Source organism: Actinoalloteichus caeruleus DSM 43889 (assembly GCF_000429185.2).
GTDB classification, from domain to species: Bacteria; Actinomycetota; Actinomycetes; order Mycobacteriales; family Pseudonocardiaceae; genus Actinoalloteichus_B; species Actinoalloteichus_B caeruleus.
The window spans coordinates 3,694,112-3,720,937 of the sequence record NZ_AUBJ02000001.1 but is presented as its reverse complement, the minus strand read 5'-3'; the positions used below and the strand labels follow the sequence as shown (position 1 = coordinate 3,720,937).

The 26,826-nt window shown below is 73.0% G+C and carries 21 protein-coding genes, 1 tRNA gene and 1 riboswitch; of the genes, 12 read left to right on the top strand and 10 right to left on the bottom strand.

Features of this window, described 5'->3' with window-relative positions:
* Nucleotides 1-79: 79 nt before the first annotated feature.
* Nucleotides 80-1,498 carry a threonine/serine exporter family protein gene (locus G443_RS14475; protein WP_026417566.1) on the bottom strand — a complete coding sequence of 473 codons (1,419 nt, stop codon included), beginning with the start codon at nucleotides 1,496-1,498 and terminating at the stop codon, nucleotides 80-82.
* A gap of 542 nt (nucleotides 1,499-2,040) precedes the next feature.
* Here G443_RS14475 and G443_RS14470 point away from each other — a divergent pair.
* The 5 genes from G443_RS14470 (at nucleotide 2,041) to thpD (ending at nucleotide 6,497) form a co-directional block, all read left to right on the top strand.
* Nucleotides 2,041-2,116 (top strand) — tRNA-Thr (locus tag G443_RS14470).
* A 781-nt stretch (nucleotides 2,117-2,897) separates the two neighbouring features.
* Nucleotides 2,898-3,443, top strand: coding sequence for a diaminobutyrate acetyltransferase (gene ectA / locus G443_RS14465; protein ID WP_030105138.1), 546 nt, complete (start codon nucleotides 2,898-2,900; stop codon nucleotides 3,441-3,443).
* Between the two features lie 139 nt (nucleotides 3,444-3,582).
* Entirely contained in the window at nucleotides 3,583-4,836 is a 1,254-nt protein-coding gene (ectB, locus tag G443_RS14460; RefSeq protein ID WP_026417564.1) for a diaminobutyrate--2-oxoglutarate transaminase, read from the top strand.
* A 79-nt stretch (nucleotides 4,837-4,915) separates the two neighbouring features.
* Nucleotides 4,916-5,350, top strand: a complete 435-nt coding sequence (locus tag G443_RS14455) for an ectoine synthase (RefSeq protein WP_026066275.1) — start codon at nucleotides 4,916-4,918, stop codon at nucleotides 5,348-5,350.
* 241 nt (nucleotides 5,351-5,591) lie between these two features.
* Nucleotides 5,592-6,497, top strand: a complete 906-nt coding sequence (gene thpD / locus G443_RS14450; protein ID WP_026417563.1) for an ectoine hydroxylase — start codon at nucleotides 5,592-5,594, stop codon at nucleotides 6,495-6,497.
* Between the two features lie 185 nt (nucleotides 6,498-6,682).
* On the opposite strand, the gene G443_RS14445 is transcribed toward thpD, so the two are convergent.
* Nucleotides 6,683-7,777 carry an ADP-ribosylglycohydrolase family protein gene (locus tag G443_RS14445; RefSeq protein WP_026417562.1) on the bottom strand — a complete coding sequence of 365 codons (1,095 nt, stop codon included), beginning with the start codon at nucleotides 7,775-7,777 and terminating at the stop codon, nucleotides 6,683-6,685.
* A gap of 394 nt (nucleotides 7,778-8,171) precedes the next feature.
* Between G443_RS14445 and G443_RS14440 the strand changes: the two genes are divergently transcribed.
* Both G443_RS14440 and G443_RS14435 read left to right on the top strand, forming a co-directional pair.
* A complete protein-coding gene (locus G443_RS14440) occupies nucleotides 8,172-11,036 on the top strand; it encodes an AfsR/SARP family transcriptional regulator (protein WP_051313395.1) in 2,865 nt (954 codons plus the stop codon).
* A gap of 105 nt (nucleotides 11,037-11,141) precedes the next feature.
* Nucleotides 11,142-11,981, top strand: coding sequence for a DUF3159 domain-containing protein (locus G443_RS14435; protein WP_081715246.1), 840 nt, complete (start codon nucleotides 11,142-11,144; stop codon nucleotides 11,979-11,981).
* Nucleotides 11,982-12,006: 25 nt separating this feature from the next.
* Here G443_RS14435 and G443_RS14430 read toward each other — a convergent pair whose 3' ends face one another.
* The 3 genes from G443_RS14430 to G443_RS14420 all read right to left on the bottom strand — a co-directional run bounded on the left by G443_RS14430 (nucleotide 12,007) and on the right by G443_RS14420 (nucleotide 14,311).
* Complete coding sequence (locus tag G443_RS14430; RefSeq protein ID WP_035291315.1) at nucleotides 12,007-13,029, bottom strand: N-acetylglucosamine kinase; 1,023 nt, start codon at nucleotides 13,027-13,029, stop codon at nucleotides 12,007-12,009.
* Nucleotides 13,030-13,264: 235 nt separating this feature from the next.
* Nucleotides 13,265-13,960: a LytR C-terminal domain-containing protein gene (locus G443_RS14425; protein ID WP_026417561.1), complete on the bottom strand. Its 696-nt coding sequence runs from the start codon at nucleotides 13,958-13,960 to the stop codon at nucleotides 13,265-13,267.
* A gap of 51 nt (nucleotides 13,961-14,011) precedes the next feature.
* Entirely contained in the window at nucleotides 14,012-14,311 is a 300-nt protein-coding gene (locus G443_RS14420; RefSeq protein ID WP_016698464.1) for a DUF3263 domain-containing protein, read from the bottom strand.
* A 272-nt stretch (nucleotides 14,312-14,583) separates the two neighbouring features.
* Here G443_RS14420 and G443_RS14415 point away from each other — a divergent pair, with 272 nt between their 5' ends.
* From G443_RS14415 to G443_RS14400, 4 genes are all read left to right on the top strand, one after another.
* Nucleotides 14,584-15,156 carry a peptide deformylase gene (locus tag G443_RS14415; protein WP_026417560.1) on the top strand — a complete coding sequence of 191 codons (573 nt, stop codon included), beginning with the start codon at nucleotides 14,584-14,586 and terminating at the stop codon, nucleotides 15,154-15,156.
* A 476-nt stretch (nucleotides 15,157-15,632) separates the two neighbouring features.
* Complete coding sequence (gene thiC / locus G443_RS14410; RefSeq protein ID WP_026417559.1) at nucleotides 15,633-17,297, top strand: phosphomethylpyrimidine synthase ThiC; 1,665 nt, start codon at nucleotides 15,633-15,635, stop codon at nucleotides 17,295-17,297.
* A complete protein-coding gene (gene thiD / locus G443_RS14405; protein WP_035291313.1) occupies nucleotides 17,294-18,148 on the top strand; it encodes a bifunctional hydroxymethylpyrimidine kinase/phosphomethylpyrimidine kinase in 855 nt (284 codons plus the stop codon). The genes thiC and thiD overlap by 4 nt, the downstream gene beginning before the upstream one ends.
* A gap of 1,022 nt (nucleotides 18,149-19,170) precedes the next feature.
* Complete coding sequence (locus G443_RS14400) at nucleotides 19,171-21,099, top strand: FUSC family protein (RefSeq protein ID WP_051313391.1); 1,929 nt, start codon at nucleotides 19,171-19,173, stop codon at nucleotides 21,097-21,099.
* 34 nt (nucleotides 21,100-21,133) lie between these two features.
* Here the strand turns inward: G443_RS14400 and G443_RS14395 are convergent, their stop codons facing one another.
* From G443_RS14395 to G443_RS14385, 3 genes are read right to left on the bottom strand one after another with little or no spacing between them, the layout of a single operon-like run.
* Nucleotides 21,134-21,901 carry a thiazole synthase gene (locus tag G443_RS14395; RefSeq protein WP_026417557.1) on the bottom strand — a complete coding sequence of 256 codons (768 nt, stop codon included), beginning with the start codon at nucleotides 21,899-21,901 and terminating at the stop codon, nucleotides 21,134-21,136.
* A gap of 5 nt (nucleotides 21,902-21,906) precedes the next feature.
* A complete protein-coding gene (gene thiS / locus G443_RS14390) occupies nucleotides 21,907-22,107 on the bottom strand; it encodes a sulfur carrier protein ThiS (RefSeq protein WP_026417556.1) in 201 nt (66 codons plus the stop codon).
* Nucleotides 22,107-23,366 (bottom strand): FAD-dependent oxidoreductase, encoded by a 1,260-nt coding sequence (locus tag G443_RS14385; protein ID WP_026417555.1) that lies wholly within the window; start codon nucleotides 23,364-23,366, stop codon nucleotides 22,107-22,109. Before G443_RS14385 ends, thiS begins: the two co-directional genes overlap by 1 nt.
* A gap of 6 nt (nucleotides 23,367-23,372) precedes the next feature.
* A riboswitch (TPP riboswitch) is annotated at nucleotides 23,373-23,481 on the bottom strand.
* 113 nt (nucleotides 23,482-23,594) lie between these two features.
* Here G443_RS14385 and thiE point away from each other — a divergent pair.
* Entirely contained in the window at nucleotides 23,595-24,275 is a 681-nt protein-coding gene (gene thiE, locus G443_RS14380) for a thiamine phosphate synthase (protein WP_026417554.1), read from the top strand.
* 14 nt (nucleotides 24,276-24,289) lie between these two features.
* On the opposite strand, the gene G443_RS14375 is transcribed toward thiE, so the two are convergent.
* Both G443_RS14375 and G443_RS14370 read right to left on the bottom strand, forming a co-directional pair.
* On the bottom strand, nucleotides 24,290-24,961 hold the full coding sequence (locus G443_RS14375) for a S1 family peptidase (RefSeq protein ID WP_155886025.1): 672 nt from the start codon (nucleotides 24,959-24,961) through the stop codon (nucleotides 24,290-24,292).
* A gap of 202 nt (nucleotides 24,962-25,163) precedes the next feature.
* A complete protein-coding gene (locus tag G443_RS14370; protein ID WP_026417553.1) occupies nucleotides 25,164-26,306 on the bottom strand; it encodes a S1 family peptidase in 1,143 nt (380 codons plus the stop codon).
* Nucleotides 26,307-26,826: the final 520 nt, after the last annotated feature.

The window sequence follows — 26,826 nt, the reverse complement described above, 5'->3', positions numbered from 1 at the left end:
CTGCCCGTCGCAGCCCGCGATCCGCCACCTCGCGCAGGTCGGACGAGTTCGGGCTCGACGGGGGCCGAGCCCGCCGTGCTCACTCGAGGCGACGGCGCGACGGACGCAGCGGTCCCGACATCCTCGGGCCGGAGAAGCGCCGTTCGAGCCGACCGATGCTGGTCCGGACCGGCTGCGCGAGGAACTCACCGAGGACGACCCCGGCTCCGAGGCCGAGGCTCACCCCGGCGGCGAGGACGGCGTCGGACAGCCCGGCGGTCAGGTTCCCCTCGGCGGCGAGCTGGTAGACGGCCCGGTAGGTCGCCAGTCCCGGCAGCAGCGGCGTGATGCCCGAGACGACCACGATCAGCGTGGGCAGTTTCAGGCGCCTCGCGAGCAGGCCCCCCGCGAAACCGATCACCACGGCGGCTCCGGCCGAGGCCGGGATCGGCCCCACGAGCGCCGTCAGCGACAACGTGCTGTAGGTGAGCTGGCCGAGCGCGCCCGCTCCACCGGCGACCAGCAGCGTCCGCAGCGGCGCGTAGCTGGCCAGCGCGAAGCACACCGCCGCCATACCGCCGGCGACCACCAGCAGCGGGAGCTGGCTGGCTGCGGGGGGAAGCCTGGCCGCGACGTCGGTCGTGGGCGCGCCGAGCGCGACCCCGATGCGCAGCGCGACGATCACCCCGGTGACCAGGCCCGCCGTCATGATCAGGATCTCGCCGGCTCTGCCGGCGGCGGTGACGTTGTACCCGCCGACCGCGTCCTGGGCGACACCGACGACGGAGAGCCCGGAGAGGAGCACGACCAGGTTCGCGGCGACCGCGAGCGAGGCGCTCCCCCCGCCGAGGACCCCGGACTGGAAGAGCAGCAGGGCCGCCCCGGTCGCGACCGCGCCTCCGACCGCCTGCTGGAAGAAGAACGGCAGGGCACGGCGGTTGAGGAACCGCCCGATCTGGTCGATCAGCGCGCTGACGAGCGCGGCGAGTCCGGTCAGGAGGGGGCCGGCGCCGATGAGCACGGCGATCGACGCCGCGAGACCGGCCCAGGCGAGGGAGGACACCCATCGCGGGTAGGGGTGGGCGGCGTTGGTGATGCGTTCGAGCTCGGCGTAGGCGTCCTCGGCGCTGATCTCGAAGCCGGTGATCCGTTGGACGAGGTCCTCGGTCGCGGTCAGCCTGCTGTAGTCGTGGGAGCGGCTCCGCACCACTCGCAGCGTGGTGATCGGGGCCTTGCCGGAACCGAGGTGACAGCACACGGTGATGGACGTGTAGATGACGTCCACCTCGCAGTGGGGGAGACCGTAGGCGTTGGTGATCGCGATGACCGTCGCGGTGGCGTCGGCGGCACCCGCGCCACTCGCCAGTTGGACCTCGCCCACCCGCAGGGCGAGGTCCAACACCAGGTGGATGGTCGACGCCTCGGGGAGCTGCGGTCCATAGACGGCGGTGTTCGCCACCGTGGCGGGCGTCGCCTCCTTCCGGCGCAACGCTTCACGGGCCCGCTGGGCGATACCCACGGACCGGCCTCCTTCACCTCGTGCCTGCTCGGTCTCTGCTGGCGTGGCCGACCGGGGTCGACCCGGGACAGGGGTCTGAGATCACCACGCCGCTCACGACATCGGCGGCGGGCTCCCCTCCGTTGCGGGTCCGCGTAGTGGCGTGCGCCACCCTAGGTCGACGTGGTCCCCGGCCGCCTCACCTGCGACAACCGGGGGATGGCCTCGGCGCGGGTGGTTCGGCCCCGCGCGCCCGTCGGTGCCCAACGCGTGGACCGCCGAACTTTGTTCCTGCTCCTGATCGTCCCGCCGCCGGGGACGGGCGGCAACCGGCGTGGCGGGGCTCCCAGGGCGGTGAGCCGACCGCGACCGGCGGTGGTGGCGCGGGGAGCGCCGGCGGGCGGCCGAACCCGTCGCCGGCCCACTCCTCCCGGACGCTCGGCCCCGCGGCCCCACCCGAGAACCGGTCTCCGGTGGATCGAAGGGACGGTTCCGGGGGCGTGCGCGGTGTCGATACGATGTGCTCGGCGACCGCGACGCCCCAGGGCGGGTCGCGGTCACCCGCCGACGTAGCTCAACTGGCAGAGCACTCGCCTTGTAAGCGAGTGGTTAGGGGTTCGAGTCCCCTCGTCGGCTCCATCGCTGGTCAGAGGGCATTCGGGGCGCGACGGCCGCACCGGGTGCGCCCGGGGACCACTCGCCACGCGGCTGTCCCCGGCCCGTTCGGGTCGTCCGCCGGTTCCGGGCGCTCCCCGAGGTCGCCCCCGTTTCCGTTCCCGCTCCGGCCCACCGCCGGCCCGAGCGCGGTCGCGGCCCGCACCCTGGTCGCGCTCCTCGGCAGCTCACCACCTCACCGCGAGGCGAGGCGCGCCCGCGACCGGGGCGCCGCCACGCCGGTGCCAACGCCCACGCCGGTGCCCGCACGGGTCGACATCCCGCCGGTGCGGGCCGGGCGGTCCGCCGAGTCACCGTGGAGGTGTTCCGCAGCCGGGGCGCGGACCTGTCGCCCACCCCGGCGCGGCCGTGCCCGTGGCGGCTCCCGGGCGCCGGCGGTGCCGGGATCAGGACCGTCGGGGCGACCGGTCGCTCGCGGGTGGCCGGCCCGCGCTGGCCCATACCGGGGTACCGACTCGCCCATTCAGGAGATGCGGTGCGGGAAGATCCGTCCTACGGTGAGTTGATCAGTGAAACATCACGCTCCGTGGGCGCGATGTGCGGTATGAGAACACAAACGTCACCCGTTCATGGGGAGAGCAGTCACCCGGCCGATGAACGCCGGCGCAGCCTAGCACAATTGGCCGTGTTAAATCAAGGTTAATGTGCTTCTTGTCACGCCGTTTTCTGTGAATCCACTGGTAGATGCCGGGTCGCGCATTCGCAGATCTGCCGGGAAACGGGACCTCTGTTAGGTTGACAAATTATGACCACGGCACACCCGAATTCTGAAAGCAGCGGAAGTGGGTCAGTGGCGCAGGTGGCGATCGAATCGCCGAATGTGTCGGACGGATCCGCCATGTGGCGCCTCGCGCGCGATTCCGGGGTGCTGGACCTGAACTCGTCCTACGCCTACGTGCTGTGGTGTCGTGACTTCTCCCGGACATCCGTCGTCGCTCGCGTGGACGGCGCGGTCGGCGGATTCGTCAGCGGCTACGTGCGCCCGGACGCGCCGGACACGATCATGGTGTGGCAGGTCGCCGTCGACGAGCGCCACCGAGGTCGCGGACTGGCCGGCGGCATGCTCCGCGAGCTCGTGGACCGGGTCACCCACACCGGGGTCCGCTACCTCGAGACGACGATCACCCCGGACAACACGGCGTCCATCCGGTTGTTCACCGCGCTGGCCAGGAACCGCGGCACCGAACTCGAGCGACGGGAGCTCTTCCCGGCCGACTCCTTCCCGGACTCGCACGAGGGCGAGGACCTGTACCGCATCGGTCCCTTCCGCCCCGCCTCCTCCGGAACCTGACCCGCCGGTCACCCAAGACAGCGACCAAGATCGATGAAGCGATTACCGGTCACGGGAGCGACGTTGTCGCACGGCCTCCCGCCGGGTGAGTCCGTCGCCGCCGGTGCAGATATCGCAATCCTAGAACGGACGGAGAATCGTGAACGTCTTCGAGAGTCTGGAATCCGAGGTTCGCAGCTATAGCCGTACCTGGCCGACGGTATTCGACCGTGCGCTCGGTAGCGAACTCTTCGACGAGAACGGCAAGCCGTATCTGGACTTCTTCGCCGGTGCCGGCGCCCTGAACTACGGGCACAACAATCCCGTGTTCAAGGAGGCACTGATCGACTACATCCGGCGGGACGGGGTGACGCACGGTCTCGACATGCAGACCGTCGCCAAACGGGACTTCCTCGAAACCTTCAAACGGGTCGTCCTCGAGCCGAGGAACCTCGACTACAAGGTGCAGTTCCCCGGCCCGACCGGTGCCAACTCGGTGGAGTCCGCGCTGAAGCTCGCGCGCAAGGTGACCGGGCGTGAGTCCATCATCAACTTCACCAACGCCTTCCACGGGATGACGCTAGGCGCGCTCTCGGTCACGGGGAACTCCATGAAGCGGGGCGGCGCGGGGATCCCGCTGGTGCACGCCACCCCCATGCCCTACGACCACTACCTGGACGGCCAGACACCGGACTTCATCTGGTTCGAGCGGTTGCTGGAGGACAGCGGGAGCGGGCTCAACGAGCCGGCGGCGGTCATCGTGGAGACGGTTCAGGGCGAGGGCGGCATCAACGTCGCCAGGGCGGAGTGGCTGCGAGCCCTCGCCGACCTGTGCAAGCGGCACGGGATCCTGCTCATCGTCGACGACGTGCAGATGGGCTGCGGCCGTACCGGCCCCTTCTTCAGCTTCGAGATCGCCGGTATCCAGCCGGACATCGTCTGCCTCTCGAAGTCGATCGGCGGCTACGGCCTCCCGATGGCGCTGACCCTGCTCCGCCCCGAGCTGGACGTCTGGGAGCCGGGTGAGCACAACGGGACCTTCCGGGGCAACAACCCGGCCTTCGTGACCTCCGCCAAGGCGCTCCAGGAGTACTGGACCAGCGACAAACTGGAGAAGAGCACCCTGGCCAAGGGTGAGCAGATCGGGCGTTGCCTCGAGGAGCTGGCCCAGGAGCTGAAGCCGGCGGGCCTGGAATCGCGTGGGCGGGGACTGGCACGCGGGCTGGCGTTCGACGAGCCGGCACTGGCGGGTCGGGCCAGCGCGGCGGCCTTCGAACGGGGGCTGCTGATGGAGACCTCGGGGCCCAACGGCGAGGTGCTCAAGCTGATGCCCCCGCTCACCGTGACGGACGAGGAACTGGAACGCGGCCTCGGGATCGTCGTGGACTCGGTGCGGGCCGTCAGCGCCAGCTGACCGGACAGGCGACGACGTTCGCGGGCCCGCCGTACCACCCCGCCGGACGTCCCCGAAGAGACAGTCGAAGGAGTCAAACGTGATCGTACGGTCATTGAGCGAGATCGAGGACACCGAGCGCGACATCAAGACGCCGAACTGGCGCAGCAAGCGCATCGTGCTGGCCAAGGAGGGTGTCGGGTTCTCGGTGCACGAGACCACGCTCTACGCCGGCACGGTGAACGACTTCTGGTACGCGAACCACATCGAAGCGGTGTTTGTGGTCGAGGGTGAAGGGGAAATCACCAACAAGGAGACCGGCGAGACCTTCCCGCTGGCTCCGGGCAGCCTGTACTTGCTCGACGGGCACGAGCACCACCAGGTGCGGCCGAGGACGGACATCCGGACGGTATGCGTCTTCAACCCGCCGGTCACCGGGCGTGAGGTGCACGACGAGAACGGCGTGTACCCGCTGATCGTGGAGAAGGCGGAGCAGGACGAGCAGGCACCAGCGAAAGCGGCCAACGTCGAGTGAACCGGGACGGGGTTCTCCGGTAGTGACGAGAGGGGTTGACGCCACCACCACCTGACCCGTATGCCGGGACGTGGGGATTTCGACCGCGAGGTCGGCGCGGGGCGGGTGCCGCCCTGGCGCCGACCGGCGGTACGCCAGTCCCGGGACCCGAACAGCGACGAGCCCGGACCACCACCACATCGCGGATCGACCCGTGTTTCCCTCGGGTCGCCGATCGGGAATTCGCCTAGGAGGCAATCACATGACTGTGGCCGACGTGAAGACCGATGACCTCTACCCGACCCGGGTCGGGACGGAGCCGGCGCTGATCAAGCGAGAGGACCCGGTGGCCTGGCCGGGGGTGGACTCCGGGCCGATCGACGCCGACACCTTGCGGTCCTACGACGACAAGGGCTTCCTGACGGTCGAGGGGCTCCTGACGCCGGCCGAGGTGCAGAAGTTCTGGCAGGAGCTCACGCGGCTCTCGTCCGACCCCGAGGTGAAGGCGGACGAGCGCACGGTGGTGGAGAAGTCCTCCAACGAGGTCCGCTCGATCTTCGAGGTGCACAAGATCAGCGAGGAGATCGGTCGGCTCGCCACGGACCCGAGAGTGCTCGACCGCGCGCGGCAGATCCTCGGCTCGGACGTCTACGTGCACCAGAGCCGCGTGAACTACATGCCGGGTTTCAAGGGACGAGGCTTCTACTGGCACTCGGACTTCGAGACGTGGCACGCCGAGGACGGGATGCCGAGGATGCGAGCGGTGAGCATCTCCATCGCGTTGACCGACAACTACCCGTTCAACGGTGGTCTGATGCTGATGCCCGGCGCCCACCGGACGTTCGTCTCCTGCGTCGGGGCCACCCCGGACGACCACTACAAGGAGTCCCTCAAGGAGCAGGAGATCGGCGTCCCCGACCAGGACAGCATCAGCAAGCTCGCGGCGGAGCACGGGATCGAGCAGTTCACCGGCCCGGCCGGCTCCGCGCTGATGTTCGACTCCAACTCGATGCACGGCTCGGGCAGCAACATCACGCCGTTCCCCCGCTCGAACATCTTCATCGTGTTCAACAGCGTGGACAACACCCCGGTGGAGCCGTTCGCCGCTCCGCAGCCGCGTCCGCCCTTCGTGGCGAACCGGTCCGACTTCACCCCGTTGTCCCGGTGACGTCGGCACCACGTTGACCCGGGGCCGTGGGCTCCCGCGCGTTCCTGGCGTCCGGCCGGGATGGCGGGGGCCCACGGCCCTCGGTCGTCAGGTCGGTCAGACCCGGCGTGTTGGGTGGCGTGCCCACCGCCCCGGGGCCGCTCGTCGGACCGCCCGGTGTGGTGTGGCGGCCCGTGGCCTCCGTGTCAGGCGACCAGGTAGCGCTGCTCCTCGAAGGTGTCACCGGCGCAGGTGGCCCCGAGGTCGTGGCCCACGCGTTCGATGACGTCCGCGAGTTCCAGCCGCGCCAACCAGGGGCGGGGCAGCACGGCGGTGCCGTGCAGGGCCCCGAGGATGTTGCCGGTCAGACTCGCTGTCGAGTCGCTGTCGCCGGAGTGGTTGACCGCCAGCCGCAACGCGTCCGGGAACTGCGCCGCCCTGCGGTGGGTGAGCGCCGAGTACACGGCGATGGCCAGCGCCTGCGATCCCACCCAGCCGGGACCGAGACCCATCACCGACTCCGCGCCGGGGCCGCCCTCGGTGGGTGCCCGGCCGAACGCCCGCGCCTCCAGGGACGCGCGGGCGGCCCCGAGATCCCGTTCGGCGAGGCGGACGGCCGAGGCCAGGCTCTCCGCGGTGTCGGGGTGGTCCCGCAGCACTCGTCCCGTCACCTGGTCCACGGCGTCGGGCAGCGACCGCCGGCGTACCGCCACCAGGTGCACGAGGAGCGCGAGCGCACCGGCGGGGGCCCAGGCCGCCGGGTGGCCGTGGGTGAGGGCGGCGAACTCGCACCCCATCTCGTAGGCGAGTTCTCCCGTTGGCGCGAACCCGGCCGGAGCGGCGCGCACCACGCCGCTGCACCCGTTCGCCCGCTGGTACTGCTCGCCCTGGGTGGGGGGTTCGGCGCTGGAGAGGGCGCGGAGGCAGGCCAGTCCGGGAGCGCGCCTGGCGTAGAGCCGGGGATCGGCGAGCAGCCCCACCGCGTCGCGTTCCGGGCGCTTGCGCTGTTGGGTTCGAAGCCAACGCCGATAGCCGCTCCACACCTCACGGGCCGGGTCCCAGATCTGGAGGTGCTTCCCCCGCACCCACGCGCTCAGGTAGCCCTCGGCGGTGAAGAGGGTGAGTTGGGTGTCGTCACTGATCAGGGCTGGCTTGGGCGGTTCGGTGACGCCGTCCTGCCCGTGACGCCGGCGGATCTCCGCGAGCTGGTGGAACTCGACCGGGGCGCCGAGCGCGTCGCCCAGCGCTCCGCCCAACAGGCAGCCCGCAGCCCGGTCGACCACGGTGGTCGCTGTAGCCACGTGCCCTCCACGCCAGGATGTCAACGAGTCGACAGTAGCCGGTTTGGATCACCCATAAGGGTGGTAGCGGCCCCCACCTGGGGACACGCCGTGCGTCAGGGAGGCGTGAGAGGTCGACATCGGACCGCCTTGGGCGATGAACACCCTTCTTCCGGGTGAGGTTCACCTCGGGAGGTGGGCACCAGCGGTCGGAGACCGCGCGTCGTCCACGCGGCACCGGCCGGCGTCGAACCGGGACCACCGGCCGACCCCTCGGAGCGCACCCCTGCCATCGCCCCAGCGCCGGTCAGTACGGTGAAGCGATCACGGGGAGTTCGGCGAACGCCTACGTTGTCGAATCGAGGCGGGGGAGCGGGTCCGTCCGCCCGAAGGCGGCGATGGAGGCGACGAGGCGGTGCTGAACGGCGACGACACCCCCGGCGGGCAACCAGGAGCGCGTTTCCTCCTGCTCGGTCCGGTCGAGGTCACCGTGGACGGGCGGCCGGTGCCGCTCGGGAGCCGGGCGGTGCGGAGTGTCCTCGCGCTGCTGTTGCTGAACCGGGGCACCGTGGTCCCCACCGAGCGCATCGCGGAGATGCTGTGGGGACACTCCCCACCCGCGAGCGCGCGCACCATCCTGCACGGCTACGTCTCGCGGCTGCGCAGGCAACTGGCGGCCCTCCCCGGGGATTCCCCGGCCGACATCCGCACCAAGCCCCCCGGCTACCGGATCGAGGTGGACGGCGCCCTGATCGACCTGGTGCGCGCTCGTGACCTGGCGGCGTCGGCCGGTGCCGACGCCGACGACGCCCCGGGGCCGGACCGGCGGGCCAGGCTGCTCCGCCAGGCGCTCAAGCTGTGGCGGGGACCGAGCCTGGGCGACCTCTCCGACGAGGGCGTGCTCGGCTCGATGGCCCACTCCATCGAGGAGTTCCGCCTCGACCTCGTCGAGCAGCGGGTCGCAGCCGACCTGGAACTCGGCCGGGAGGGACTGGTCACCGCGGAACTCGTCCGCCTGTTGGACGAGCATCCGCTCCGGGAACGGATGGCCGCGCACCTCCTGGTCGCCCTGTACCGGCTCGGTCGCCGGGCGGACGCGGTGGCCCGCTACCAGGACATCCGACGGCGGTTGCGCGAGGAGTTCGGCGTCGACCCCTCGCCCCACCTCCAGCGGACCTACGAACGGGTACTGCGGGACGACCCGCTGCTGCTCGGGTCGGGGAACCGGCCGGCGATCGCCGCTGGCCGCGACGCGGCCGCCCCCCGCCAGCTGCCCCCGGAGGTCGGTGGCTTCACGGGACGGGCACGGGAGCTGGCGAGGCTGCGCGAACTGTGGGAACGCCGACGTCCGACCGAGGCGGAGCGTGCGGGCTCCGGCCCCCGGATCGTGGTGCTCGCGGGGCCGCCGGGAGCGGGGAAGAGCGCCCTGGCGGTGACCTGGGCGCACCGCGTGCGCCACCACTACCCCGACGGGCAGCTCTTCGTGCACCTCGGTGGGGCCGACGGGCGGAACGGCCCGGTGCCACCCGACTCCGCCCTCCGGCAGCTGTTGGTGGGACTGGGCGTCCGCGACCGGGACGTGCCCGCCGGGGTGGCGGAGCGCGCCGCGGCATTCCGGTCCTCGGCCGCCGACCGCCGGCTGCTGCTGGTGTTCGACGACGCCGCGAGCACCGAACAGGTCCTCCCCCTCCTGCCGGCGGGCCGGGACTGCCTCGTGCTGGTCACGAGCAGGCGACGCCTGGAGGGGTTGGTGGTGCGCAGCGGAGCCGCGCTCCTGCCGCTCGGCATGCTGGCCGAGGACGACGCGGTCGAACTGCTGGCGGGTGCCCTTCGGGACGTCGGCGGCGAGATCGACGGGACGAACACCGACACCGTGGTCGAGCTGGTGCGGCTCTGCGGTGGGCTGCCGCTGGCGCTCCGGATCGTGGCCGCGCGGATCATCGCGGGCGGCGGGTCGGGGCTCGCCACCCTGCTCTCCGAGCTCGGTGACGAGCGGGACCGGCTCGTCCGACTGGCCGTGGAGGACGACGAGATCAGTGTCCGGGGGGCCTTCGACGTGTCCTACCGGGACCTGCCACCCGACCACGCTGACGTCTTCCGCCTGGTGGGAGCCCATCCCGGGTCGGAGATGACCGACCACGTCCTCGCGGCGATGGCGGGGCGCCCCGTACGGGAGGTCAGCGTGGTGGTCGACGAACTGGCCTCCCGGCACCTGGTCGACCGGGTCACCCCCGACCGGGTCGGCGCGCACGACCTGCTGCGGCTCTACGCCCGCCAGCTCGACGTGCCCGACACCGGTCCCGGCTCCTCGCCCCGGCACCGCATGGTCGCCTACTACCTGGCCGCCAGTGAGCGGGCGCGGGAGGCACTCCAGCTGTCCAGCCAGCCGGTCAGGCTCGAACCGCTGGCACCGGAGGTCGAACTGCCGGAGCTGGGCGACGCCGTCAGCTGGTACGACCGGGAGTGGGCCAACCTGGGGCAAGCCGTGGCGACGGCGGAAGCCCTCGGTGAGCACCGCCGCGTCTGGCGGCTCATCTGGTCCCTCATGCCCTACGTCCGTTTCCGGCACCTGCTCGACGAGGCGGGCGGGCTCTTCGAACGGGGACTCGCGGCGGCCAGGCAGGACGGCGACAGGCTGGGGGAGTGCCTGATGCTGCGGGGACAGGTGAGCGTGGCGCTCTACGGTTCCACCGGACTGCCGGCCGCGCTGGACCGCGCGGTGGCGGCGTCCGAGATCGCCGAGGAGCTGGCCGGGCCGGAGCTGGTGGCGGCGACCGTCGCCGACCTCTTCACGGTCCGGGTCCAGCTCGGGCTGTTCGAGGAGGCGAGATCGGTCGGCGAGCGGACGCTCACCCTCTACCGCGAGTTGGGGGACGTGGCCGGGCAGGCGATGGCGTTGAACAACCTCGCCCTCCTCGACCAGAACGAGGGGCGTCTCGACTCCGCCTTCGCCCGGTGCCTGGCCGTTCGGGAGCTGTACCGGATCACCGGGCGGCCCTTCCACGAGGCGGTCGCGTTGAACAACCTCGCCGAGCTGGCTGGTGAACTCCGGCGGTGGGACGCCGCGCGCGACTACGCCGAGGCGGCGCTGCGCGTCGCCGGTGGGTGCGGGGCGACGGTGCAGGAAGGCAAGGCCCTCATCAGCCTGGGCGACGTCCACCGGGCCTCCGGCGACGAGGAGCTGGCCCTGGCGACCTGGCGGCGGGCGGAGGAGCTGCTGCGGCCCACCAGTTCGCCGATCCTCCGCGAGGCCGAGCAGCGGATCGCCGAGGCCAGCTGACGGCGCGAGTCGACGACGTGCCGGCGCGTCCCCGAGGGGAGGGCGGGACCCGGACGTGACGGACCAGGCGTGGTCCCGCCGGACCGGATCGGGCAGGCTGGAGGCGTGACCGAGCAGCCGAGGGAGGACGTGGCCGAGGTCAGGGCCGCGCCCGCGCAGCAGGAGTCGCTGGCCGCCGTGCTCGGTGGTCGCCGAGGGGCACTGGACGCCACCGCGCCCGCGGTCGCGTTCGCCGGGGGGTGGTTCCTCGGGGACTCGTCGGTGGGTGCCGGCGCGGCCGCCGCCCTCGTCGTCGGACTCGCCGTGGCGCTGTGGCGGTTACGGCGCGGCGACCGTCCCCGCGCCGTCGTGCTGGGGCTGCTCGGTGTCGGGCTCGCCACGGTGATCGCCCTGTACACCGGCCGCCCGGAGGACTTCTTCCTCGCGCAGCTGATGTCGAACGTGGGCAGCGTGGTCGTGTGGGCGGCCAGCATCCTGATCCGCTGGCCGTTGCTGGGCGTGGTGGTCGGGGGCGTGCTCGGGCAGCGGACCCGGTGGCGTCGGGACCCGGCGCTGTTGCGCGCCTACAGCCTCGCGAGCTGGATCTGGGTCTGCCAGTACCTCGTGCGGGTCGCCGTGTTCCTCCCCCTCTGGTTGGCCGGGCTGGTCGGCCCCCTGCTCACCGCGCGGGTGGTGCTCAGCTGGCCGTTGGTGGCGCTCTGCCTCGCCGTGAGCTGGTGGGTGCTGCGGCGCGCGCTTCCCACCGAACACCCGGGGATCCGGCACCCCCGGGAAGCGGAAGGAGGTACCGGCGCCCCGCCACCCCGGGACGGCGGCCGAGCCGGGAACGGGTCGTTGGCCGACCAGCAGCCATCCACTCCGTATTCCCCCGACGTCGGCCGCGAGGCGACCTCACCGGCGGTGGCCGGCCCCGGTGGCCAGGAGGAGAGCGCCACCGAGCGCTGAGCGGTGGTGCCGGGACGTCGCCTGGTCAGGGGGAGAGCACCGGGTCCTGGTCGTGGCCGAGCAGCCGGCGGTGGGTGATCCGCGCCTGACGGCGTCCGGCCAGCCGGTTCAGCGCGAGCCAGGCCGCGCCGGCCGCGGCGTCGCCCGCCGCCAGGGGAGTGCCGCCCCAGCGGCGCGCCAGTTCCGCCCGGACGACCGCCCCGACCGAGGTCCCCTCGCCGAGGACGCTGCCGCCCATGACGAGGGGCGTCGTGTCCGAGGGGGGCCGGATGAGCGCCAGACCGGTGGCCAGCGCGAGGGCTCCCGCCCGCGCGATCTCCGCCGCCGGCGCGTGCCCCTCCCCGACCGAGGTGTCGACGAGCGGCGCCAGGGCGGCCAGGTCGATCGGTGGCCGACCGTTGACCGCCGTCAGCAGCCGCTGCTTCAGCGTGATGCGATCGCGCCTGTCCGGGGGGAGACCGCCCGGCACCTCCACCACCAGCGCGGCGAGGACGGCGTGGGACAGCGCCCCGCCGGGGCTGTCCGCGTCCAGTTCGCGCAGGGTGAGCCGCACGGCCTCCCGCCCGAGCCAGAACGCCGACCCCTCGTCGCCGAGCAACCAGCCGTGGCCACCCGCCGTCCGCACGAGACGACCCTGGTCGACCGCTCCCAGCACCGATCCGGTGCCGGCGATCACGACACTGCCCGTCGGCTCCGCCGTGGCCGAGGCGAAGGCGACCTCGCAGTCGTCGATGACGTCGACGGGGCAGCGGAGTCCCAGCGACCGCCAGGACTCGTCGAACAGCTCCCGAACCCTGGGGTCGGTCATCTTGCTCGCCCCCGCCAGGCCCAGGACCACGTACCGGACCAGACCCGGGTCGAGCGAACCGAGGGCCGAGCGCATCGCGGCACCGACCTCCCGGACGGCGATCTCCGGGGGGTGCGCGTTCGGGTTGCCGCCACCTCGGCGGCTCACCCGCACCCGCGTGCCGTCCAGGCCGGCGAGCAGGGCGCGGGTGGACGTACCCCCGACGTCGAGGCCGAGCACGAACTCCGCGGCAGTGTTCATCGGCACCTCCTGGCTGCGAGTATCCGGCACGGACCGCCCCGGGTCACCCGTTGGCGCGAGGGTGACCTCGGGTACGCGCCAGGTGGGTCACCGCGGGGTCGGCGCGGCTACTCCGTTCAGAGGTACCGTGAGGATGCCCGTCTCACCCAACCCCCTCGGTGAGGCGGGCTCCCCCGGCCGCCAACCGAGCCGGGGCCGGTGTGTCCCGCCCTGGTCCCGAGGGTCGGCGTCCGGTCTACTTCGGATCGGTCGAGGTCTGCCCGTAGTTGTTGGTGACGATGACGATGACCCCGGGGGCGGCGTCCCGGATGCCGTCGAACCTCGGCTCCACGGGGATGCCGAACGCGGCGCCGATCTCGCCGGCCAGCTGCTCCTCCGGGGTGCCGGGCCGGTAGTAGATGGTGGTGGAGGGGATCACGCCGGACGAGTAGTTCCCCACCTCCGACACGTCCCATCCCGAGTCGCGGAAGTCGCCGGCGGCCCGGTTCGCGAGGCCCCGCACCGTGCTGTTGTTGTACACCCGCAGTTCCGGCAGCTCCCCGCCGTCGTCGCCGGAGGCGGTCGATCCCGGTCCGGCGTCCTCGGAGTCGGACCCCGATCCCCCCTCGGAGCCCTCGGTCCCCTCCGGCGCGCCGGGCTCGTCCCCCGGTGCGCCGCCCTCCGCCGTCCCCTCGGGCCCCTCGGTCTCGTCGGCGTCCTCCGAGGACTCCGGAGACGAGGACCCGGACTCCGGGGCCGGGCCGGTCGGGGACGGCGAGCCACTCGACGTTCCAGCCCCGGAGGTCAGCGTGCTCTCCGCGGCGGTCGGTTCACCGTCGTCCTGGGTCAGGCTGACGACTCCGACGACGAGGGCCAGGATCGCGACCGCGAACATGCCGATGGCGGCGATTCGTAGCGGACGTGCCGAACCAGCGGGATCGACATTGCTCACGGGACGGGCCTCCAGGGCGATCGTGGTCTGGACTCGCTGGGGATTCCTGGTCTACTGGGGATCGAAACCCAGCCCCCGCGCGGTGCCGGCGCGGCGCCGGCTCCCTCGCAGGCGGGACAACCGTCGGGCGAGCATGGGATCGGCACGACGCGCCGCCGGCAGGTTGATCAGGACGTCCAGTCGCTCGTAGTAGCCTTCCGGGGACATTCCGAACAACTCCTGGACCGCCTGCTCCTTGGTGCCCGCGTACTTCCACCACTGGCTCTCGAATGCGAGGATGGCGCGGTCGAGAGCGCTGACTCCAGAGTCCGGCTCCGGCGTGGGTGGCAGAGCCTCCCCTGCGGCGTCCATCTGGGCTCCTCGCCTGACGGTCCGAGATCCTGGCGTCCAGCGAATGACACTCGTGTCATTCCGTGTCATTACATCATGTCAGCCCGTCACGAGCAGCCGATATCGACACGCGGGCGGTCAGCGGCGGCACTCCTTCGGTGAATGGCCCTGCCCTGGGACAACGCTCTCCCAACGGGCGCGCCCCTGGTCCGAGGATCGTGCGCGCGCCGGCGGCGGCGGAGCGGGCCGACCGGTGTGTCCCCCGTTCGGACCGAACGCATAGGGTCACCAGCATGGCCGTTCACCCCATCCGGATCGCGGGCGACCCCGTGCTGCACCAGCCGACTCGTCCGGTGGAGACCTTCGACGACGAACTCGCCCGGCTCGTCGAGGACATGTTCGAGACGATGGCGGCGGCGGAGGGTGTCGGACTCGCCGCCAACCAGATCGGGATCGACCTCCGGATCTTCGTCTACCACTGCCATGACGACGAGGGCGACTGGCACCGCGGCGTGGTCGCCAACCCCGTGCTGGAGACCTCCGAGATCCCCGAGGGGATGCCGGATCCCGACGACGACTACGAGGGCTGCCTCTCCGTGCCCGGTGAGGCGTTCCCGACGGGACGGGCGCGCTGGGCGAAGGTGACCGGGCAGGACCAGCACGGCGAGCCCGTGGTGGTCGAGGGAACCGGGTTCTTCGCGCGCTGCCTCCAGCACGAGACCGACCACCTCGACGGCTACCTCTACGTGGACCGGCTCATCGGCCGGTACAAGCGGGAGGCCCGACGGGCGCTCAAGGCCAACCAGTGGGGACGGCCCGGGCTGTCGTGGGACCCCGCCACCGAGTCGGCGCGGGAGCAGAGCTGATCGGTCCCGTTCCGTTCCAGCGGGCTGGGGCCGGTCCCGGTCCCGATGGCGGGTACCCCGCGCGGGCCGGGTGGCGGCGGGACACCGGGCAGCGCCTCGGCCCGCCGGCCGGGGCCGGGTCCCTCCGCGCGCCGATGCGCCCGGCAGCCGCCGCGCGTCCCGGCAGCCACCGCTCCTCCACGGCGGACGGACGGGCGGTCGCGCCGGGGGCGGGTGCGCCGCCGTGCCGCCCGCCGGCCCCGAGGGCGGGTCGGCCGTGACCGTGCGGCGCACCGGCTGGGCTCGTGGTCGGGCCCGGCCGCGCACGATCGCGGTCTTTACGGGTGCCGCGCCTGGCCGTTAGCCTCGGCCGAAGACAACCGAACACACGCGGGAGCTCGCGCCAGAGCGGGCTGAGAGGGCGACTCGTGCCGGAGCACGGGTGTCGCCGACCGCATGAACCTGTCCGGGTAATGCCGGCGTAGGGAGGTGCCGCGATGGCGGCCGAGTCCGTTCCGTTCGACCTCGGGGAGTCCGGGAACCCGAGGGTCACCACCGGTCCGATCAGCGGATCGCGCAAGGTGCACGTCAGCACGCCGTCCGGGCTGCGCGTCCCCCAACGCCGGGTCACCCTCACCAACGGCGAACACCTCGACCTCTACGACACCTCGGGCCCCTACACGGACTCCGAGGCGACCGTGGACGTCCGCCGCGGGCTCGAACCGCTCAGGACGACGTGGATCACCGACCGGGAGGCCACCGGCGGTGGCACCCAGCTGTCCCTCGCGCGCTCCGGTGTGGTCACCCCGGAGATGGAGTTCGCGGCGGTGCGGGAGGGAGTCCCGCCGGAGCTGGTGCGCGACGAGGTCGCGGCCGGCAGGGCCGTCATCCCGGCCAACCGTCGCCATCCCGAGTCGGAGCCGATGGTGATCGGCAGGCGGTTCCTGGTCAAGGTCAACGCGAACATCGGCAACTCGGCGGTCACCTCCTCCATCGAGGAGGAGGTGGAGAAGATGGTGTGGGCCACCAGATGGGGCGCGCACACCATCATGGACCTGTCGACCGGTCGCCGAATCCACGAGACGAGGGAGTGGATCCTGCGGAACTCCCCGGTCCCGGTCGGCACCGTGCCCATCTACCAGGCGTTGGAGAAGGTCGGCGGGGACCCAGCCCGGCTCTCCTGGCCCGTCTACCGCGACACCGTCCTCGAACAGGCCGAGCAGGGCGTGGACTACATGACGGTCCACGCCGGTGTCCTGCTCCGGTACGTCCCGTTGGCCGCCCACCGCGTCACCGGCATCGTCTCCAGGGGCGGTTCGATCATGGCGGCCTGGTGCCTCGCGCACCACGAGGAGAGCTTCCTCTACACGCACTTCGAGGAACTCTGCGAGATCTTCCGCGAGTACGACATCACCTTCTCCCTGGGGGACGGCCTGCGTCCCGGCTCGATCGCCGACGCCAACGACGAGGCGCAGTTCGCGGAACTCCGCACCCTCGGGGAACTGACTCACGTCGCGCGCCGACACGACGTCCAGGTGATGGTCGAGGGCCCGGGGCACGTCCCGATGCACCTGATCGAGGAGAACGTGCGGTTGGAGGAGGAGCTCTGCGGAGAGGCGCCCTTCTACACCCTCGGCCCGCTCGCCACGGACATCGCCCCGGCCTACGACCACATCACCTCGGCCATCGGAGCCGCGATGATCGCGCGGGCGGGTACCGCGATGTTGTGCTACGTCACCCCCAAGGAACACCTCGGGCTCCCGGACCGGGACGACGTCAAGACCGGTGTGGTCGCCTACCGGATCGCGGCGCACGCCGCCGACCTCGCCAAGGGCCACCCCCGGGCCCGGGAGCGGGACGACGCCCTGTCCAGGGCACGCTTCGAGTTCCGCTGGGTGGACCAGTTCCACCTGGCCCTCGACCCGGACACGGCCCGGGCCTTCCACGACCAGACCCTGCCGGCGGAACCGGCGAAGACCGCCCACTTCTGCTCCATGTGCGGACCGAAGTTCTGCTCCATGCGCATCAGCCAGGACGTGCGGCGGTTCGCGGAGGAACGCGGCCTGACCACGGAGCGGGCGGTCGAGGAGGGCATGAGGGCCAAGGCGGCCGAGTTCACCGCCAGTGGCGGCTCGGTCTACCTGCCGGTGGTGGAGCGATGAGCCCCCGGTCGACCCCCGGCCCAGGGGTGACGCCCCGGACCGCCCTGACCATCGCGGGTTCGGACTCCGGCGGCGGCGCTGGTGTCCAGGCCGACCTCAAGACCTTCCTCGCCTGCGGGGTCCACGGCATGTCCGCGATCACCGCCGTGACCGTCCAGAACTCGCTCGGCGTCAGCGGGTTCCACGAGATCCCGGCGGAGACGGTGCGGGACCAGGTCCGGGTGGTCACCACCGACATCGGCGCGAACGCGGTGAAGACGGGGATGTTGGCGAGCGCGGGGATCATCGAGGCGGTGGCGGGGACGTGCGACGAGCTCGGGATCGGCCGGGCGGCCGAGATCCCGCTCGTGGTGGATCCGGTGGCCGCCTCGATGCACGGCGACTCCCTGCTGGCGGACAGCGCGCTGGGCGCGGTCAGGGAGGTGTTGCTGCCTCGGGCGACGCTGACCACCCCGAACCTCGACGAGGTGCGGCTGCTGACCGGTGTCGAGGTCACCAGGCGCGCGGACCTGCGCAAGGCGGCCGAGGCCGTGCTGGCCCTCGGACCGCGGTGGGTGCTGATCAAGGCGGGGCACCTGGCCGCCGACTCGGACTGCGTCGACCTCCTCGTGGGCGCGGGTGGTGAGGTCATCGAGCTGCCGGGCCCGCGTCATCCGACGGAACACACGCACGGCGGCGGCGACACGCTCGCCGCGGCCGTGACCGCCGCCCTGGCCCAGGGGCGGGACCTCGTCGACGCGGTGCGGGTCGGCAAGCGGTACATCATGCGGGCGGTGGCCGCCGCCTATCCGCTCGGCGGCGGCGTCGGGCCCGTCTCGGCGTTCTGGCGGGTCTCCGACGTCCCGTGGTGAGTCCGTCCCCCGTCACCGGAAGACCCGCCGGGACTCCCACCGGGTAGGCACCGCTGGGGGCGGCCGGGCCGCCCCGGTGCCGGGGCCCCGGTCGTGGCGGGGCGGGTGCCCGAGGCCCTACCGCCAGCCAGGTGATCAACCAAAGGCTGATCGATGATCACTCCCGGTGATCGTTCTGGTGGTGTTCGGCGCGGGGCCCGCCTCGGTCAGCCGGTGGCCCGGCCCGACGTCACCGGTCACCCCGGCCGCTCCCCGTGGCGCCGACCCCGCCGCCCGGTGGGGCGCGAGGGCGCGCCGCGGGGCCGGGCGGTGAACGGAGGGGCCCCGCCCGGTCGGGCGGTGGCGCCGCCTACCACCACCCCCGCCCCACCCGCCTCGGCCGGTCTCCCGGCCAGGGCTCGAGAGCCGCTCCGGGGGTCCGGGCGTTCGGCCGGCGGGTGCGCGGGGCCGCACAACCGCACACCGGTCGCGCCGTACCGTCCGCCGGTCGGGCGATCGGGTAGCCCGATCGCGGCGTGAAGTCCCGGCAACGCGGTCATGATCCTGTCGCGTGTCCTCCCCACGGGGAGGGACCGTCGCTGAGTGGGGCGAAAGCGCGGTGTGGTCGAGCGCCTCATCCCCGTCCCCGCCGCGAAGGGCCCTGGACGGGGTGGCTCGGCCCCGCCGCCGCCCCCGTCGGTCACCCCTTCCCCGCTGGGCCTCCGCGCGGCACCGGGACACCGGCGCCTCCCGTGGACGTCGCCGTAACGCTCCGCGTTCCGGGGGCAATAACAGAGCAGGTGCCCCGTGCGCCCGAGGGCCGCTCCCGGGGAGCGGCAGGGGATGGCGCGGTGGGGCCCGGCACGAGATCGGGGGGTTGCCGTGGCGGCAGGACGGTCGGCCAGACCTTTTCCTACTCTCGGGTGGTCCTTGCCCGCTGAGCGTGTGGTGCGGTCACTTCGTGTAGTTGATCAGGGAACATTCTCGTCGTGGTTGGTTGGGTGCTGACAGGCATACGGTCGCGACCGTCAACTCGCCTGAGCGTGGAGCTGCCGGTTCGGCAGCTCGTGATGACGGCCGTGGCGGTCGGACTCGCCACCGGCGTCGCGGTGCCGCTCGGCCTGGACCGGGTGGCCGTCCTCGGTGGGCTCGTGGCGGTGCTCACGCTCGTCGGAGCGAGCGTCGGGCCGCTGCGCGCCGACCTGAGAGCGATGGTGTGGTTGGGGCCGCTCCTCACCGCCGTCGTCGCGGTGGGGCCGTCCCTGGAGGGGCCACCGGCCATCGTCGTGGCCTCGCTGGTCGTCCTGGGGGCGGGCATGCTGCCCGCCCTGGGCAGCGGCTACCTGCGGGTCGGGCAGGTCATGGCCACCACCACCCTGCTCGCCCTGACCACCGGCCTGGGCGCGGGCCAGGACCCGGTGTTCCTGGCGGCGGGCGGGGCCTGCGGTGTGCTGCTGGCCGTCGTGGTCCGGATCGCCGCGGGCAAGGACGACCCGTCCGGACCCACCCGAGCCGCCGTGGCGGCGGCCCTCACCGACCAGACCCCCGGCGGGCTGCACGACGCCGCCCGGGTGTGGCGAGCCGACGGCACCAGGGCCTGGCTGGGTGAGGTGCTCGCGGGGGCCGCCGAGTACCGGGCCGGCCGGGCCATGCTGCTGGCCGGCGCGGCGAGGTCGACCGGGGTCGAGGCGCGGAGGCTCCGCACCATCGCCAGCGACGCCGAGCTGGTGGCTGGGGAGCTGGCGGCGGCCGTCACCGCCCCCGCCTGCACCGGGCTACCGGCGATGGCGAAGCTGGACCCGGCGGCGAAGGTGCTCGCGGAACGCGGGGCGGAGCTGCCCCCCGCGGTGGGGATGGTGCGGTCCGGCCTGGACAGGGTCCGCCGCGCCGTGGTCGACCGGAAGCCGGACCGGTTGGCGAGGCCGTCGTGGCGGGGCGTGCTGCTGCGCGCCCTCGGCGTGCTGACCGCGCACCTCTCCTTCCGGTCCTCCCTGTTCCGGCACTCGCTCCGCTGCGCGCTCGCGGTCGCCGGAGGCATGTTCATCACCCTGTGGCTGGACACGCCGTCCGCGGCCCCGATGCTGCTGGTGCTCTACCTCGTCCTCCAGCCGATCACCCGCGACACGATGGAGGGGGGCCTGCAGCGGACCGGGGCCTCGGTCGTCGGTGTCGCGCTCGCGGCCGGGCTGGTCGCGCTGCTGCCCTGGCCGTGGGTGCTCATCCCGGTGGCGCTCTTCGCCATGATCGCCGGCGTGTCGGTGCTGCGGACCAGCTTCCCGCTGCTCATGTCCGGTGTGGTGGCCGTCGTGCTGCTCGTCCAGGTCCCGGCCACCGAACGGCCCGTGGCGGCCGTCCTGGTCAGCTTCGGCGCGATCACCGCCGTCGGGGCCACCCTGGCACTGATCCTCGGCTACGCCAGCTACCTCGTGCTGCCCAGCAGTTCGTTGCCGAACGTCGGCCGGACCACGCGGATGGCGGCGCTGGCGGTCGGCGAACTCACGCGAGGCGCCTACGGGGCACGGGACACCTCGGAAGGTCGCAGGGCCTTGCGCGGTGCCTACGTGCGGTCCCTGCGACGCACCCAGGACCTGCTCGGGCTGCCAGCGCGGCTGGAGGAGGCCGGCCCGTCCGCCGAGGAGGCCGCCCGCCGAGCGGGGGCGGCGCTGGACGCCCTGCGGGCCGCCGTCGGCGGCGTCGCGTTCCGCCCCCAGGAGGTCCGGGAGCGTCTCACGCCCGTGCTGCGCCTGGCCGACGAGGAACTGAGCGAGGTGGGCCGCCGCGCTCCCCGCGAGGAACGACCGGACCTCGCCGGGATCGAGCTGCTGGCCGGGCCGGTCGTCGAGGGCGCCTACCTGTCCCGGTTGGCGGTGGACGAGCTGGTCGAGCTGGGGAGGGAGCTCTCCGAGGACGCCGAGCAGGAGGCGACACCGGACGCCGCCTTCGAGCACGCGTTCCGGTACCGGTCCTGGTGAGGACGGGCGCGGCGCCCGCGCCGGCGGAGCGGTCTCACCACCCGCCCTCGACGGCTGGGCTGGAGGCCCGCGCCCAGAACCGCCGGGGGATGCGACCGGCCAGGCGTGCCTCCCGACCGGCCCGGACGGCGTCCCGCATCGCCCGCGCCATCCGCTCCGGTTCGTCGGCTCGGGTGACCGAGGTGGCGAGCAGCACCGCGGCGCAGCCCAGTTCCATGGCCAGGGCGGCGTCGGAGGCGGTCCCGATGCCGGCGTCCAACACGACGGGCACCGACGCGCGGTTCACGATGAGTTCGATGTTGTGCGGGTTGCGGATGCCCAGACCCGAACCGATGGGTGAGCCGAGCGGCATCACCGCCGCGCAGCCCGCGTCCTCCAGCCGGCGCGCGAGTACCGGGTCGTCGTTGGTGTAGGCGAGGACGGTGAAGCCGTCGGCCACCAGTCGTTCGGCCGCGTCCAGCGTTTCGAACGGGTCCGGGAGCAGCGTGTCCTCGTCGGCGACGACCTCCAGTTTGACCCAGTTCGTGTCGAGCGCCTCCCTGGCGAGCTGGGCCGTCAGCACCGCCTCCGCCGCGCTGCGGCACCCGGCCGTGTTGGGCAGCGCCCCGACCCCGCACCGGCGGAGCAGGTCGAGGACTCCGGGGCCTCCCGAGGTGTCGGCCCTGCGGAGCGACACGGTGGTCAGCTCGGTTCCCGAGGCCACCAGCGCGCGTTCCAACACCGACAGGTTCGCGGCCCCGCCCGTCCCCAGCACCAGCCGGGACGAGAAGCGGCGACCGGCGATCTCCAGCACGTCGTCCATCGACCTCACCCTCCCTGTACCGCTGTCAGCACCTCGAGCCGCGCGCCGGGCGTCAGCTCGGTCCGCGTCCACTCGGCGCGGGGGACCAGCTGGCCGTCGAGCGCGACCGCGGTCCCCCGCGCCGGTGCGCCGGCGGCGGCCACCGCCCCCGCGACCGTGCACGACTCGGCGAGCTCGTGCGCGCGGCCGTTGATCAGCACCCGCATCACCGCACCTCCTCCACGTGGTCGGCCCCGCCCACCGTCGCGAAACGCGCCGGGTCGGTCGCCGACAGCAGTTCCTCGGCGTCGGTCGACGCCGAGGTGAACGCCGCCCTGGCCAGCCCGAGCAGCCGGCCGACCAGCTCGACCGTCACCGGCGTCAGCAGGAGGCCGTTGCGGTGGTGGCCACTGGCGACCAGCAGCCCGGGTTCGAGCGCGCCCACCAGCGGGACGTTGTCCGGGCTGCCGGGTCGCAGGCCCGCGATGGTCTCGGTGACCTCGTACTCGTCGAGGGCGGGGACGAGCGCGCCCGCGTCGGTCAGCAGCTCGCGCACCGCCCGCGCCGTCACCGAGGTGTCGAAGCCGTTCTCCCGTTGGGAGGCGCCCACCACGAGGCGGCCGCCGTCCCGGGGCACCAGGTAGGCGGTGCGGCCGTGCACCGAACCTCGGATCACGCGCCGGGGCGGTGGCAGGCTGCCCGGGGTCGCGGCGAGTCGGATCACCTCGCCCTTCACCGGGCGGATCAACCGCTCCAGCCCGGGGTGCAGCTGGCTCGACCACGCGCCGGCGGCCAGCACGACCACGTCGCACTCCCGGGTCCCACGCTCCCCGTCCTCGCCACCGCCCACGTCGAGCCGGGGCGGCCCGCCGGGACCCACGCGCGTGGCGCGGCGCAGCAGCACCCGGCCACCGCGTGCCTCCTCCGCGAGCCAATCGGTGTCGAACACGGCACCGGCGGCCCGCGCGGCGGCGCGCACCGTCCACAGCAGACGCCGGTTGTCCACGGCGAGGTCGCCGGGCACGTGGAGCCCGTGGCGGACCGCCGGCCCCAGCGCCGGCTCCAGCGAGCGTGCCTCCCGCCCGGACAGCGCGGTCACCTCCCGGCCGCGCGCGGCGAGGTAGCGGGCCAGCCGTTCCAGGTCGGCCCGGTCCGCACCGTCCACTCCGACCAGGAGGCCGCCCTCGGCGGAGAGCAGCGGGCCACCCGGCGCGCGGTCCGCCGAGCCTCCCGCCGCCACCGAGACGGCCGAGGCGAACGCGGGCCAGGACTCCAGCGACGCGGAGCCGAGTCGCAGGGAGATCTCCTCCCCCGGCCAGGCCTCGGAGACGGGGGCCAGCATCCCACCGGCCACCCAGGAGGAACTGGTGCCGGCCGGTTCCGGACCCACCACGACCACCGACCAGCCGGCGGTGGCCGCGTGCCAGGCGACCGCGCTGCCGATCACCCCGGCGCCGACGACGACCAGCTGGTTCGTTCGATTCACCGATGACACACCACTCACCACGCTCCCTGCGCCGGCATGATCCGGATCAGGTTCCACGGTCGGGGCCGGCAGGCCCCCTCTCAGCCTGGTGCCCCAGACTCCCGTGCGGACTGCCCTCACCGTAACCCGGCGGCGGGGCCGGGAACCACCCGCCCGCCCGGGGAGGTCGGCCGGGTGGGGTCCCACGGACGTCGTCACCCGCGCGACGCGTCTCCTAGGCTCACGGGTATGCCAGGACTGACGGGAGAGCGGGTACGGGCTCGGCTCGCGGCCGCCCGGCTCTATCTGTGCGTCGACGCCCGCCGGGACAGGGGCGACCTCGCCGAGGTGGTGGCGGCCGCGTTGGCCGGCGGGGTGGACGTCGTGCAGCTGCGGGACAAGGGTGGCCGGTCCGGGCCGCTGGAGGCTCGGGAGGAACTGGCGGCGCTGCGGACGATCGGGGAGCTGTGCGCCGGGCACGGCGCGCTGCTCGCGGTCAACGACCGGGCGGACATCGCGTTGGCGGCCGGGGCCGACGTGCTGCACCTCGGGCAGGACGACCTGCCGGTCTCGTGGGCGCGTCGGGTGGTCGGGGAGGACGTCGTGATCGGCCGGTCGACCCACGACCGGGGCCAGGCGGACGCGGCCGCGGTGGAGCCCGGGGTCGACTACTTCTGCGTGGGCCCCTGCTGGACCACCCCGACGAAACCGGGCCGACCGGCCGCCGGGCTCGACCTGGTGCGCCACACGGCGCGGCGTTGGGGGACCGACGGCCGGCCCTGGTTCGCCATCGGCGGTATCGGCCCGGAGCGGTTGTCCGAGGTCCTCGACGCCGGAGCGGAACGGATCGTCGTCGTCCGGGCCATCACCGAGGCGGCCGATCCCCGGGAGGCCGCCTCAGCCCTGCGGAAGCGGTTGCCCCCGGCCTGAGGGGGCGGGCTTCGTCAGGCGGTGCGCAGCGTGAGGCCCCAGGCGGCCAGCAGGGGGTTGACCGGCAGGACGTGGTCGCTTCCCCCGCCGCCGGGGCACGGTCCACTCGCGAGCAGGAGCACGCCCTGGGCCTGGTTGCCGCTGACGACCGGCGTCCCCTCGTCACGGCCGTGGTCGGAGCACAGCGTCGTCCTCGTGAGACCGGAGACGGTGCCCTCCGGGAACGCCACCGACTGGTCGTGGGCCAGCACGTTCCCGCACCGCCAGCCCGAGGTCGAGGTGGTGGCGCAGACGGCGCCACCCATTGGGACCAGGGTCGAACCGAGGACCGCTGTGCCGCCGCCGGCGCGACCGACGCTCGGGCTCAGGGTCCACGCGTCGGTGGTCTCCACCCAGGCACCACCGGGGACGGGGTACGTGCTGCCCCGGACCACGCCGACGAGTTCGCCTCCGGTGGTGCGCACCTCACCTCCCACCGGGCCGCACCGGCTCGTCGCGACGAAGCCCTCGGTCACGGTGAAGCCCACGACGCAGCGGCCGGTGTCGACCAGGAAGGCGTCCCCGCCGCGGATCTCACCGCCGGTGCCGGCGGAGGGGGACGGCGCCGCCGTCACGCCGCCGCTGGCGGCGAGCAGCGCCGCCACGACGGCCGCTCCGGTGACCAGTGCGCGGAAAGTTCCTCTCATGGCTGCTCCCTGGGGGTGGTCCTGCTCGGTGGCTGGGGGAGTGCGTTCCCCCGGTCCGCGTCCGGGCGGTGCTGGGCCGCCACGCACCCGGGGTCGATCAGTGGCGCGCGCCGCGCCGGGGCGGCGGGTGTTCCGACGGGACGGGCCGCCCATCCGGTCGGGATGGGCGGCCCGTGTTCACGAGTGCGGAGGAGTGCCCGGATCAGCCCCTGGTCAGGGACAGGCCCCAGCGGGAGAGGATCGGGTTGAGCGGCTGGAAGTAGGTGGTGCCGCCCCAGGTGCAGTTGCCGGAGCCACCGGAGGTGACGCCCTGGGCCTGGCTGCCGCTCAGCCAGGAACCACCGGAGTCACCGCCCTCGGCGCAGGCGTTGGTCCTGGTCAGGCCGCTGACCGCGCCCTGGGCGTAGAAGACGGTCTGGTTCTTGGCCTGGACGGTGCCGCAGCGCCAGCCGGTGGTGGAGCCGGACCGGCAGATGGAGGCGCCGACGGCGGCCTCGGTGGAGCCGCTGACGGTGACGGTGGTGTTGCCGCTGTAGCGGTTCACCAGGGGACGCGGGGTCCAGTTGGCGTTGGTCCGGACGTAACCCATGTCGCTGCCCGGGAAGACCGAGCCGGCGACCTGGCCGGAGGAGACGCGGTTGTAGCCCTGGGTCGCGGTACCGACCCCACCGCAGTGGCCCGCGGTCACGTAGCCGACCGACACGGAGAAGCCGACCGAGCAACGGGAGCCACCGAAGTAGTAGGCGTCGCCGCCGATGATGTCGTAGAGGGTCCGGGGCTGCTCGGTGCTCTCCACCACGGTCACCGCGTCGGCGTTGACCCCGGAGTCGGCGACGAAGTCCGCCGCCGCCTCGCCGCTGCCCAGGGCGGTGGTCACCACGACGGTGTTGTCGGCGGTGTCCACGTACCAGCCGGTGACGCCGTCGGGCACCTCGGTGGTCTCGTTCAGGGTCGACACCACGCCGTCCAGGCTGTCGGCGCTGTAGGCCACGACCTCCGGGGTCGCCCCTGCGGCGCGAACCTCGTCGGCCTTCTCGGCGGTGGTCACGCCGACGACGAGGGTGTTGGTGTCCCCGTCGAAGTGGGCCCCGCCGAACGACGAACCCAGGCTCGCGCGCAGCTCCTCCTCGGTCTCGACGGCGGTGGCCTCCACCGCGACCCTCGTGAGTGCCTCCTGCTCGGTCAGGCCGAGGTCCCGCTGCATCGCCGAGAGCATCTCCGGCGAGGCCACGGTGGCGTCGGGTCCTTCCGGGGTGTCCGCGCCGGCTGGCAGGGCCAGCGCGGTGGCCGTGCCGGCGGCCGCGACCAGGGCACCGGCGATGCGGGCCAAGGATCTGTTCCTCATGTTTCGCGTCTCCCTTGTAGGGGTGCAGGGATATCCGGGGAGGGGAGTGGGTCTGGCGAGAGGCCCCGCCCCGGAGGTGCCTCGTCCGAGGTGGACTGGGCCGTGCCGGTCGGCGCGACTGGGCTGGGCACCAACAGCCCTGGCTCATGGGCTTCCGCGGTTCGGCTGTGGCGGTGAGAGGTGAGCTCGGTTGTGGACCTGGACGGCGTCGTCAGTGGGTGTCCGACGTGAACAACTGGGTCCTCTCCGTTCACACCGGCGTCGCCGCCGGTTCATCCAGGCCCCCGTTGGAGTGAAAGTCTTGGCTCAGGATCGTGTTACGGATATCCGCCAATCGGGGAAAAACCGTCACAGTCGTCGGACCGGCGCTCACGTCCCGTAATGGCGTTCCGCTGTCGTACCGCTGTTTCGGTCGTTGTCCGGTGAACGAGTCATGGTCCGAACGGGGGTTGGTCCTGGACCGGATGCCGAGCACCCGTTCCGCCCGGTCCCGCGTGCGGCACGCACGTCAACGGGCGGC